Source organism: Pseudomonas putida (assembly GCF_003228315.1).
Taxonomy (GTDB): Bacteria; Pseudomonadota; Gammaproteobacteria; order Pseudomonadales; family Pseudomonadaceae; genus Aquipseudomonas; species Aquipseudomonas putida_S.
Map to the genome: position 1 here is coordinate 909,279 of NZ_CP029693.1, position 12,187 is coordinate 921,465.

General features: G+C 54.0%; 9 protein-coding genes. 6 read left to right on the top strand and 3 right to left on the bottom strand.

From position 1 onward, the window contains the following. The first annotated feature begins 21 nt into the window (after positions 1–21). Entirely contained in the window at positions 22–816 is a 795-nt protein-coding gene (locus DKY63_RS04080) for an SDR family NAD(P)-dependent oxidoreductase (RefSeq protein ID WP_110962908.1), read from the top strand. A 52-nt stretch (positions 817–868) separates the two neighbouring features. Here DKY63_RS04080 and DKY63_RS04085 read toward each other — a convergent pair whose 3' ends face one another. Together DKY63_RS04085 and DKY63_RS04090 are read right to left on the bottom strand one after the other, a co-directional pair. Further along, positions 869–2,053, bottom strand: a complete 1,185-nt coding sequence (locus tag DKY63_RS04085) for an acetyl-CoA C-acyltransferase (protein WP_110962909.1) — start codon at positions 2,051–2,053, stop codon at positions 869–871. 176 nt (positions 2,054–2,229) lie between these two features. Next, entirely contained in the window at positions 2,230–4,011 is a 1,782-nt protein-coding gene (locus DKY63_RS04090; RefSeq protein ID WP_110962910.1) for an acyl-CoA dehydrogenase C-terminal domain-containing protein, read from the bottom strand. A gap of 158 nt (positions 4,012–4,169) precedes the next feature. On the opposite strand from DKY63_RS04090, the gene DKY63_RS04095 reads away from it, so the two are divergent. The 5 genes from DKY63_RS04095 to DKY63_RS32585 all read left to right on the top strand — a co-directional run bounded on the left by DKY63_RS04095 (position 4,170) and on the right by DKY63_RS32585 (position 10,761). After that, the gene (locus tag DKY63_RS04095; protein WP_430523140.1) at positions 4,170–5,081 is read left to right on the top strand and encodes a LysR family transcriptional regulator; all 912 of its coding nucleotides are present in this window, start codon (positions 4,170–4,172) and stop codon (positions 5,079–5,081) included. Between the two features lie 250 nt (positions 5,082–5,331). Further along, positions 5,332–6,705, top strand: coding sequence for a transposase (locus DKY63_RS04100; protein ID WP_110962912.1), 1,374 nt, complete (start codon positions 5,332–5,334; stop codon positions 6,703–6,705). A gap of 648 nt (positions 6,706–7,353) precedes the next feature. After that, entirely contained in the window at positions 7,354–8,508 is a 1,155-nt protein-coding gene (locus DKY63_RS04105; protein ID WP_110962913.1) for a dsDNA nuclease domain-containing protein, read from the top strand. Then, entirely contained in the window at positions 8,505–8,990 is a 486-nt protein-coding gene (locus DKY63_RS04110) for a hypothetical protein (RefSeq protein WP_110962914.1), read from the top strand. The genes DKY63_RS04105 and DKY63_RS04110 overlap by 4 nt, the downstream gene beginning before the upstream one ends. Beyond that, positions 8,980–10,761 carry a hypothetical protein gene (locus DKY63_RS32585; protein WP_239499373.1) on the top strand — a complete coding sequence of 594 codons (1,782 nt, stop codon included), beginning with the start codon at positions 8,980–8,982 and terminating at the stop codon, positions 10,759–10,761. The genes DKY63_RS04110 and DKY63_RS32585 overlap by 11 nt, the downstream gene beginning before the upstream one ends. A gap of 409 nt (positions 10,762–11,170) precedes the next feature. Here the strand turns inward: DKY63_RS32585 and DKY63_RS04120 are convergent, their stop codons facing one another. Then, positions 11,171–12,076 carry a hypothetical protein gene (locus tag DKY63_RS04120; protein ID WP_110962915.1) on the bottom strand — a complete coding sequence of 302 codons (906 nt, stop codon included), beginning with the start codon at positions 12,074–12,076 and terminating at the stop codon, positions 11,171–11,173. Between the last annotated feature and the right edge of the window lie 111 nt (positions 12,077–12,187).

Genomic DNA, 12,187 nt, shown 5'->3' on the forward strand with positions numbered 1-12,187 from the left:
CTCGTCAACAGGACACCTGCAATGAACGAAACAGTCTCCCTTTCCCATTCCCCCTTCTCTCTCGCCGGTAAAACCGTGCTGATCACCGGTGCCTCCAGCGGCATTGGCGAACACCTGGCGCGGGTTGCCGTTCGTGCCGGCGCGCGAGTGGTGCTGACGGCACGCCGGGTGGAGCGCCTGCAGCAATTGGCCGAGACGATAATCTACAACGGTGGCCAGGCGCTGCCGGTCGCCTTGGATGTCACCGATCGCGACAGTGTTGAAGCCGCATTTGATGAGGCCGAAGCCGCTTATGGTGTAGTGGACGTGGTGCTCAACAATGCGGGCATCGGCAACGGCCAGCGCGTGCTGGAAATCAGTGAAGAAGACTGGCGCCACATGCTGTCGACCAATCTCGACGGCGTCTGGCGGGTGGCCCAGTGCGCGGCGCAACGCCTGGCTCGTGCCGAGCAGCCGGGCAGTATCGTCAACATTGCCTCGATGCTAGGCCTGCGGGTGGGCACCGGATACAGCCACTACTGCACGGCCAAGGCGGGCGTGGTGCAGTTGACCAAATCATTGGCGCTGGAACTGGCGCGCTACGGGATTCGGGTCAATGCCATCGCACCGGGCTACTTCAAGACTGAAATGACCGATGGCGGCTTCTTCGACAGTGAAAAGGGCCAAGCCTATATTCGCGAGGCAGTACCGTTGCGCCGGCTAGGGCAACTGGAGGAGCTGGATGGCCCGTTCCTGTTGCTCGCAAGCGAGGCTGGGGCCTATATGTCTGGTGCGGTGCTGGCAGTGGATGGCGGACAATTGGTGGGGAGCCTGTAAAGCGCTATCAGGCGGTCCGGGTTATCCCGGCCGCCTGAGCCATGGAGTTAAATCACAACACTTCGAACAAACCGGCGGCGCCCATGCCACCGCCGACGCACATACTCACCACCACATACTTCACGCCACGACGTTTGCCCTCCAGCAACGCATGGCCGACCATCCGCGCGCCGCTCATGCCATAGGGGTGACCGATGGCGATCGCGCCGCCGTTGACGTTCAATTTCGCTGGATCAATCCCCAGGGTCTGCGCGCTGTACAGCACCTGGCAGGCAAAAGCCTCGTTGATCTCCCACAGGCCGATGTCATCCACGCGCAGTCCGTGCTGGCGCAGCAGCTTAGGGATCGCCAGCACCGGTCCGATGCCCATTTCTTCAGGCGCCAGACCCGCCACGGCGATGCCACGATACAGGCCCAGCGGGCTCACTGAGGAACGGGCTACCAGTGCACCACTCATCAGCACACAGGCGCTGGCGCCGTCGGACAATTGGCTGGCGTTGCCCGCGGTGATGCAGCCACCTTCAAGCACGGGGGCCAATGCTTGCAGATTGTCGAGCGTGGTCTGCGGGCGATTCCCCTCATCCAGCGTCAGGTGCACGTCTTCATAGGTGACGGCGCCGCTCTGCTTGTCGACGATTTTCTTGCGCACGCTGACCGGTACGATTTCATCGGCGAACAAGCCCGCCGCCTGTGCCGCCGCAGTGCGTTGCTGGGACTGGAGGCCGTAAACGTCTTGGGCTTCACGACTGATGTTGTAGCGTCGGGCGACAATCTCAGCGGTCTGCAACATCGGCATGTAGGCATGCTCGGCCATACGCAACACAGTGGCATCCTGTTCGGCGGCGGCGAACTGCGTGTGCGGGTTTTGCACCCGGCTGATCTGTTCCTGGCCGGCACCGACCGTCACCTGCATGCCATCGACCATGATCTGTTTGGCGGCAATGGAGATTGCCATCAGGCCAGAGGCGCATTGACGGTCGATGGTCTGGCCGCTGACAGACAATGGCAGGCCGGCCGCCAGTGCCGACAGACGAGCCAGGTTGGTCGCGGCGGTACCGCTCTGCATGGCCGTGCCCATCACCAGGTCGTCAATTTGTCCCGGTTCGATGCCCGCACGTTCGACCGCGGCACGAATGGCCACCGCGCTCATCGACGGCGACTTTAAATCATTGAACGCACCGCGAAAGGCTTTGGCGATTGGCGTGCGGGCAGTGGAAACGATAACGGCGTCTTGCATGGTATTGCGCTCCAGCGGTAAGTCGCAGAACAAGCGGCTCAATGCCGCCCGCAGGGATTGAGCAATCGGCACCGGAGGGTGCCGATTATTGAGGGCAGAGGATCTGCGTGGGGGCAGCGTAACCAGCGGAAGGCATGGCCCGCCCCTCCCTTTGTGGCAACACCGGCGGGGACATTTCAGAACGCGAAGTGGCTCTGCGGCATGGTCATCAGGCAACCGGCACCGGCGAGCAATGCCTCGCGATGGGCACCGGCCCGGGGCAGTATCCGGCGCAGGTAGAAGTCGGCCGATTGCAACTTGGCCTGATAGAACGCCGTTTCTCCGGTGCCAGCCTGCAAGGCCTCACTGGCACGAACAGCCGCCTGCAACCACAAGGCCGCCAACATCACGTAGGCCGAATAGGCTAGAAAATCCACGGATACCGCGCCGATCTCCTCGGGATCGCGACGGCAGGCCTGCAGTATTGACTCAGCCAGCGCTCGCCACTCCTGAAGGCGCTGACTGACCCGCTCGGCCATTTCCGGATGGGACGTGGCGAACGCCACTTGGGTGCTCAGTTCGTCTATCAGCGCATTGAGCTCGCTACCGCCGTCGCCCAGCAACTTGCGGCGGATCAGGTCCAGCGCCTGGATGCCGTTGGTACCTTCGTAGAGCTGGGTGATACGACTGTCACGCATCAGTTGCTCCATGCCCCACTCGCGGATGTACCCGTGACCGCCGTACAACTGCACGCCAAGGCTGGCCACTTCCTGCCCGCAGTCGGTGAAGAAGGCCTTGATCATCGGAATGAGCAACGCGGCGCGGCGGGTGGCGGCATCGCGCTGCGCCGGGTCGGCGGCACCGTGTTCGAGGTCCAGTTGCCGGGCGGCATAGGCAGCGAGCATGCGGCAACCTTCGCTGAGGGTCTTCTGGGTGAGCAGCATACGCCGCACATCCGGGTGCACGATGATCGGGTCGGCAGGTTGTTCCGGCGCCACGGGACCTGTGATCGCCCTCGACTGCAAGCGCTCGCGGGCATAGGCCAGGCCGCCCTGGAATGCCGCTTCGGCGATGCCCAGGCCCTGCAGCCCCACCTGAAAACGGGCATCGTTCATCATGGTGAACATGCAGGCCAGGCCTTGGTTGGGTTGCCCTACCAGCCAGCCGGTGGCGCCGTCGAAATTCATTACACAGGTGGAGGCACCCTTGATGCCCATCTTGTGTTCCAGTGCGCCGCAGCTCAGCGAGTTGCGCTCCCCGGGCGAGCCATCGGCGTTGACCAGCCGCTTGGGCACCAGGAACAGGCTGATGCCCTTGATGCCCGGTGGTGCGTCGGGCAAACGGGCGAGCACCAGGTGAATGATATTGTCACTCAAGTTCTGCTCACCGCCGCTAATGAAGATTTTACTGCCGCTGAGTTGGTAGCTGCCATCGGCCTGGGGCTGGGCGCGGGTGCGCAACAGCGCCAGGTCGGTCCCGGCCTGGGGCTCGGTGAGGCACATGGTGCCGGCCCACTCGCCGCTGACCAATGGCCCCAGATAGCACTGCTTGAGCGCCTCACTGCCGTGGCGATGCAAGGCCAGGACCGTGCCTTCGGTCAACCCGGAATAAACACGAAACGACAGCGAGGCGCTCATCAGCATTTCGTGGAAGCTTGCCGAGACCATCTGCGGGAAACCCTGGCCACCAAACTCCTGCGGACCGGTCATGCTCGCCCAGCCTTGCTCGACAAACAGCTTGTAGGCCTGGGCGAAACCATCGGGCGTGGTGACTTCGCCGTTCTCCAGGCGACAGCCCTGCTCGTCACTGTTGCGATTGAGCGGCGCCACCACATTGGCGGCGAACCGCGCAGCCTCTTCGAGCACACCGTCGATGGTTTCGCGATCCAGGCCATTGTCCAGTTGCTGGCAATGTCCGGTCACGTCAAACAGTTCGTGCAGCACAAAACGCATATCGCGCAGCGGCGCTTGATAGTTCATACCCGCCCCTCCTCATCGCCACAGTCCATTAGGCCGACCACTACGAATGCTACCTGTTGTACGTCGAATCTGTTGCTCACAACGACACTCCCAAACCGAAAAGAAGGATTGCCGTCACCCTAAGCAGGTGCCTACTATTTGAGAAATTTCATTTTCGTATGCGTGATATTTGCAGAATGAATACAACTAACTTCGACCTCAACCTGTTGCGCATTCTCGATGTATTGCTGCGAGAACAGAACGTCTCTCGCGCCGCTGAACGCCTGGCTCTTAGTCAACCAACCGTAAGTAACGCCCTGGCGCGCCTGCGCGAACAGCTCGATGATCCGTTGTTGGTGCGTATCGGCCGGCGCATGCAGCCGACGCCCAAGGCTCTGGCACTGGAAGGCCCGATTCGTGCGGCGTTGCAGCAAATCGAACAGACCCTCGGCGTGGATGAAGGCTTCGATCCGCTGTCGAGCCGACAGACCTTTCGCATTGCCACAACTGACTTCGTCGAGCAGTTGTGCATGCCAAGATTGCTGCGGCACTTGCAAGACAATGCACCCAACTTGCGCCTAGACATCGCCCCACTCGACTCTAGCCTGCCGATCGATGCCCTGGATCGCGGGCATCTCGACATGGTTCTGGGCCGCTTTGACGACATCCCTGCACGTTTTGGCCGACATCACTGGCGCAGCGAAACCCTTCAAATCGCGTTACGCCACGACCATCCGGCAATCACCGACACACTGGATCTGGAAACCTTTCTGCGATTACGCCACCTCTGGGTACACGGCGGACAGACACGTGGCATGGTCGATCAATGGCTGGGGGAACAGGGATTGTCACGGCAGATCGTCTACACCACACCCAACTACTTGCAGGCAGCACACCTAGTGGCCGCTTCGGACCTGTGCGTCGTATTGCCGACCCAACTAGCCCGCAACTTTGCGACATTGCTCCCTCTGCAACTGCACGACTTGCCGTTTGCGTTGGAGGCTTTCGAGTTGGACCTGGTCTATCTGGCACAACGTGGACAGGACCCAGCAGTGAACTGGCTGGTGGGAGAGATCCTGCGAATTGGCTAACACTGACGTTTTTATCGGGCAAATACGAAATCACGCCCTGCTTGAACGCCCGTTTGCGTTGCACATGACAATCCATTTGAATCGTACCTGACCAGTCATACGTGCAGTATTTGACCTGCAAGATTCATGGAGACATGACCGTTTTTAGCCGGTCACGACAGGCAGAAAACGGCCGATTCTGTTGAAAAAGTAGCTCCCCTGTCTGGCCTGCTGCAAAATCTCTGCATTGGGCGGTGGGAGATCACACAGCATGATGGGACAGTTATCGAGTGGGCAGGAGCGACTGTTTTACTCGTTCAACCTTGAAGATCACATCCCAGCCAATCACCTTCTGCGCAGCATTGATCAGTGTCTCGATCTAAGCGACCTGCGCCATTACCTCGCCGACTTCTACAGCCCGATTGGGCGTCCTTCGATTGATCCCGAACTGATGATTCGCATGCTGATCGTGGGCTATTGCTATGGCATTCGCTCCGAGCGGCGGTTGTGCGAAGAGGCTCATTTGAACCTGGCGTATCGTTGGTTTTGCCGGTTGAGCCTTGAAGACGAAGTCCCCAACCACTCGAGCTTTTCAAAGAACCGACACGGCCGTTTTCGGGACAGTGATCTGTTTCGCTGGTTGTTCAATGAAGTGCTGCGTCGCTGCATGGACGCCGGCTTGGTCAAGGGCGAAGGCTTTGTCGTGGACGCCAGCGTCATCAAAGCGGATGCGAGTCGGCAGCGCGGTGTACCAGGTGATGAACCGGTCAACTGGAGCGATCCGGCCCTGAGTACCCGCGCCGTGCGTGAATATCTTGAAGCCCTGGATGAAGAGGCTCTGGCCGAAACGCTACCCAAGCGCCTGTCGCTGACGGATCCCCAAGCTCGCTGGACGGCAGCTCCAGGCGGCCCAGCGTTTTACGCTTACTCGACGAATTATCTGATCGATACCGAGCACGGCGTGATCATGGATGTGGAACCCACACCGGCTCATCGAACCGCAGAAGTCGAGAGCACCAAGACGATGATCGAACGCGTCGAAGCGCAATTCGACATCAAGCCGGAACGCCTCATCGGCGATACCGCGTACGGTACTGCGCCGATGTTGGCCTGGATGGTGGAGGAAAAAGACATCGAACCTCACGTGCCGGTGTGGGACAAAACCGAGCGCAAGAACGACAGTTTCTCGAACAACGATTTCCACTGGAATAAAGAGGCGGAGGAATACCGCTGCCCGGCCGGTAACGCGTTGCGCAGCGAATGGCGAGCCTTCAAGAACGAGCGTTCGCACGTAACCAAAGCCAACACCATCATCTTCCGATCCCGGCAGACCGACTGCGCTGCTTGCCCGATGAAAGCCAAGTGCTGCCCGAACACCGCGTTCCGCAAGATCGCTCGCAGCGTCCATGAAGCCGCTCGTGATGTGGCTCGGCGCATCGCAGCGACAGCGCAGTACGTGCGCTCTCGCCACGAGCGTAAGAAGGTCGAAATGTTGTTTGCCCACCTCAAACGCATCCTGAAACTGGATCGCCTGAGACTACGTGGCATGAGTGGCGCGACTGATGAGTTCACGCTGGCCGCTGCGGTACAGAACCTGCGACGGCTGGCCAAAATTACCTCTCAAGGGCCACCGCTCACGGGATAGGTGCGTCTGCACGAAGCAAAAAACCTCAAACCAACCCAATAACAGAGCAGCAAAGGTCAACGAAGGGCCGAAAAACCACGCAACGTGGTGAGTAGGTTCTCCGGTTGTGGTCGTGCCCGAGTTCAGGCGAGCTGAAAATCAGACTTTTTCAACAGAATCGGCCAGAAGCAGCCTCTCACGGCGGGGCAGAAACGGACGTCTGACAAAACACCTACTCGTCTTAAATACGATCCCAAATGGCGAACAGTACACCGGTACGATCAGGGGGCTGCGGTGTCTTGCCAAGTACAAGGCAGCGGACGGTACCAACATAATCATCTATCACACAGAGTGAGGAGACTGTGTGCGGCAACCTAGATCGCCCAGCATCGTTTACTGATGGCAATCAGCCGCCTATGATGCACTAACTGAAAGACCATCAGCCCCAAGGGCCTTAGCAATGGAAGCTAATCGTGAATATCTGCGCTCACGACATCGCACTACTCAAGCCCGGCAGCTTGTTGCTATCGCGATCACATCAGAGCACGCCCCTCACCTCACTAAATGCCATGTGTGCCGCCGAACCGTTTGGGGGGCACGCAACTGCAGCGCTTCTCAACCGTTCAGAATAGCCGGCTCCAATCCGACAAAGAACGCTGAGCGCTATATATGAAACTTCATGAAGTTAAGGCTCGCGAGTTGAACGGTAGAGATACCATTCACCGATTTAAGGCCCAATTCAAAGCCGCAAGCCTAGAATGCTTAGCACTCCTCGAAGACTGCGCCATTGAGCGAGTCTTTTGCGACTACCACGAAGATTACGTGGTCAAGTTTGTGGATGACGGGGAGATTTACTACCGCTTCGTACAGGTCAAAACAAAGACAAAGCAGAACCATCTTTACAATATCCTAGAAATATTTGGCATCAAGAAAACCAAAAAAAACGACCACGATTTACCCAACAGCTTTGCCGGCAAAATGTTGTTACACGTAGATAACTTCGGTGCCACCTGCCACTCTCTCGTCATCTTAACGAACATCAACTTCGACGATGATGTCGAAGGTTTGGTCAACGATGCACAATCCGGCAATGTTGTATCCAAACACACGGCAACGCTAATAACTGAAACTAAAAAGCTTGTACCAAGTCTTACAGCAAAGACCGACAAGGAAGTTCTCGATTTCCTGTCTCACCTAAAGCTAATGCCTCGCCAGCAAATCTTGAACGAAGACGACGATAACTTCGTCTCAAGCGCACACAGTCAAATTTACAAATACAGTGAAATCAATTTGACTCCGAAGGAGATTCGGCTTCTGATCATTCAGCTTCTATCACTAATAGAAAGCAAATCATCAGATGAAATAAAGGACAGCATGACCGAGGATATGCTTAATGATAAAGCGAGTGTCACCCTCGATGACATGCTCGACATCCTTGCCATTTCTCGACCGGCCTATTATCTCCTCAGAAATGGAGGCGACCCGAACGCTATTAAAAGCGTTTCGATTCTTCAGCGCGTATTAAAGCGAAACAACTATAAAGAAGAAACGCTTAACTCATTTGCAAACTTCAAGTCGCAGTGGGAAACCTGGTATCGAGTTAATAGGCACACAATCCAAGAGCTAAAACTACTTGAGCTAATGGATGAAATAACAAGTCTGACAGATAACCTGGCTGTCGGAAAAATAGACATGAAGACAATTACAGGCGCGGTCGTCAAGCTAACAACTAATCTTCGCACACTATTAGACCGCAATGACCTAACTGAAGAATTAGTTTTTGGAGCCGTACTGTCTGAAATCGTGAAAGGAGAGTCTTCATGAATTTCCGTGAAGCTGTGGCTGCAGCAAACACTGAGTCCCAAAGTCTTAATTTCTCGTACTCGCCAAGAAACAGGTCTGACGTTTTGGGTAATGAGACTTTATTTCATATCCCGTTAATTGCACTGACCATTATTTTACTCGCACGTAGCCAAGCAAAGCCTAAACGTAACGACATTGGCATGCTAGTTGGGCAGTGTTTTGAACAGAGCATTGCCAGTTTCAAGGGTTCAACGCAAGAACTAGGCTGGTCTGCGAACTTAAGAGTAAGAACAATTAAGGCGCTGACATTCTTGGAAGACGCTGGGATGGTCGTCGTTAACAAACACAACTCTCGGATCGATGCCGCAGAGCCTGGCAAGAAATTCATCGATAAAGTTATGAGCGAAGAAAGCCACCTTTGCGTGGCGCTCTTAACCATCAAAAGATCATATAGAAATATCTGCAAAGAACGAGACATCGAGGCCAAACTAGATGAAATTTGAATCCCTACAGTTCTTTGCAAGCCATGGTGGTGGGTGGGTCTCTCAAGAGCTGAGGTTTGGTAAATCTGTTACTCAGCTATTTGCCCTTAATGGAAGTGGGAAAACGCCGCTAATCCAATCCATCATGTTTTGTCTCGGATTAGACGTCCAGTTTCGTGAAGACATCATTCGGAATACTGGAAAGGTCGTCCTGCGAGTAAGTATAAACACTAACTTACTTTCCTTCGAGCGGAAGGTAGGAGAGAAATACGACATCACCGTTAGCAGCGACGGCAGAACTATCAATCGCTTCTATAACGATGAAGACTTTTCCAGGTTCATGCTGGGCATCTTGAATCTAAGATCTGAGCGTCTGACTACTAATAGTGACACTGCTACAATTCCGTTTTTCTCGGCGATACTACCACTATTTTATCTAGATCAGGACATCGGTTATTCGGACTATTACGTTCCGCCGCGACATAGCTTTATCAAAGCTCAGTATTCCGAAATGATTCGCCTAGCCGTGGGCCTCCCTGCCAGAAGCTCATTCGACGCAGCCAAAAAGACGATCAATCTCAAAAAAGAGCTCGACTACCTGGATAAGACTATCACAGATAGCCGTAAGCTTATGGAGAGGCTACGCCAAGACCTCCCAGCCGCTCCACGACTTGAAGCAGATATTGAGCGTGATATTACCTCACTCAAAGCTCGTCTTGATGAATTGAAGACGACCAAGGACATTAAAAGCGAGACATTAAACAGCTTCGACTTCTTGATTACCGATCTTCGTCGCCAGCACCGAGAGATAGCCTCACAGCATATAACCCTAGAGTCGAGGATTCGCAGTTCGTCTCAAATACGAGATGAGATCGAAAGCGAAATCGAGACCCTGGATTTGAATGAAGAAGCTCGCCGTGCATTCATTTCTTTTAGCGAAATATGCACAACCCCCTCGTGCGGGATGTTTCTCGTCAGCTCTGACTCGTATGGCAAAAGCCTGCTTTATCTCAAAGATCAGCTGAAAGACCTGGAAGCCGTGACCGTCGCGAATATACAGCAGGCTGAAGCTCTGCAGACCAAGATGACTTGGCTAGAAGGACAAATCGCTGATCTTTCCACAAAGAGAGGGATTGCTGAGCGCGAAGCAGGGATTGAGATGTTCATTGAGGCGATCAGTAGAATTGCCTCCGAACTCTTCGAGTTAGAGCTCGAAAAAGGTCAACAACAGAAATACAAAAGCCAAGAAGGTAAGCACCTCGAACTGCTGAATCGGCGAGAGGCGGTTCAAAACGAGCTAGAGTCTCTCGGAAAAACCAGAGAGCAATCTCCGGATGTAATGCGATTCAAGCTCGCGTTAGCCGAGAAAATGGCCCGTTGGCTAGACATCCTAAACTCCAAGAACATCTCCAGAGAGATCCAGATCGACAGTGATCTGAAGCCAATTCTTGGCTCTGAGAAACTTGGGATAATCAAAGGTAGTTCTAAGGCTCGTACGGTGCTCGCATTCCACGCTGCGCTATTTGAAATCTGCACCAGCAATCCAACCTCGCCCTTCCGAACATTGATATTCGATACCCCTCGGCAGCAGGAGATTCACTCAGAGGATCTGGATGCGTACATCAAAGAGCTCAAAGTAGTGGCTCTAAAAAATAACGCTCAGGTTATCTTCTCGACTACCAGCTACCGCTTCGAGATCGACCCGGCGACGGATGAAGAATGGCTTCCAAAGTTCGGTGGTTTTGAACAGCCGATGTACCTCGGATATTTCAATAACATTCTGGACTCATAGTCTTTAGTTCTCCGAACTGCTCCGGCAGTACGGCCTATACCCCCTCACTGTACAAGGTGCTCCATGACAGCTTTGGTTCAGTTTCTCAGCTTTATCGGCCAGGTTGTTCGTTATGAAGACAGTAGTTCAGACGTGACCTTGAATCGCCCGTCAGTTTTTAGACGCTAAATGGCTGATTTTGGCCGTTAGCGGCCCCTCACAAACGACCGCTACCGGCCGGAGGTGGACGTCCGTGAGCGGTCACTATCGGCTAGGAGCGGTCGGTCGCGATAGATCGCTAGGTCAGGGATTGTGAGCTTCAATCTCCGATGCTAGCCTTGCAAAAGCCACGGAGATAGCCTGTTAAGAGAACTGCAGAAGTGCACTTAATCTTCTTCACTGCCTTGACCGGCACTTAAATATTCGCCTATTAAAACGCTCCAGTCACCTTGGCTAAATATTGCGCAATCGATCCAATGTGATAACCAGCTGGCTCAGATTCCTCTACCCAACCACACTCTACTTCTTCCAGAACCTTTTCATTGATAAGCCACGTAAGCGGTATGGGTTGGCCAGTTTTCAGGAAATAGGCTAGTAAATAATAGTCCCCACGATCCTTATGGCTGAGAGAAGATGTCCCGTTTCGAGTTACAACTGACCAAAAAAGCTCATCAACTTCTGGTATCTGTTGGACGCTAAAGTCGTATGGGCGCCCTACTGCGCTTCCCCACGCATAATAGGATAAGTATGACTGCATGTCGGAGACTTGAAGGCAAACTGGTAAAATTTTACCAAGCCTGTCGTGCAAGCGATCAACATCCAGTATGGTCTCGCCGTGTATTACGTCACCTGAAATAGGTAAGTGATAGCTATAAAGCTCACGACAAAAACGCAACTCATCAAGCAGCCGCACTATCTCCTCATCGTAAACGCCAACTCTGACATAATAATTTTCGATTTCTCTAGCGAGTGCACTGTGAGAAATTTCTCTTACTTTATTCAGTTGGAAATCAGTATTAAGTAATACATTGGCAGACAGCGCGCTAAATAATGAATAATAACATGCATAAAAAGAAAGATTTTTCATCCCTTGGCTGAGAAGGGTTTCGGACTGGGTAAAATAGAGAGCCGCCAGCGAAATTTTCTTTGAGGCTAGATAGTGCCTAGCGATCCATTCTGCAGTAACAATGGGGTCGTTGGCTCCTAAAATTTTCTCCAGCTTCTCGTATTGCGCTCTAGAGAAACGCGCAACTTTATCGCTCGGTCGGCTGTCTCTTATGGCAGAAAACTCACCATAATCTTTTTCGATTTGTTTCAGAATGGATAGTTTTGCCACGTTTGATTCCTGTCATGCCTGACGATAAATTCCGATGTGTGCGAATGTGTTACGGCTCAACGCAAAAAACTCACCTTCAAGAATATAATGAACCAAAAAATCTATTTTCAG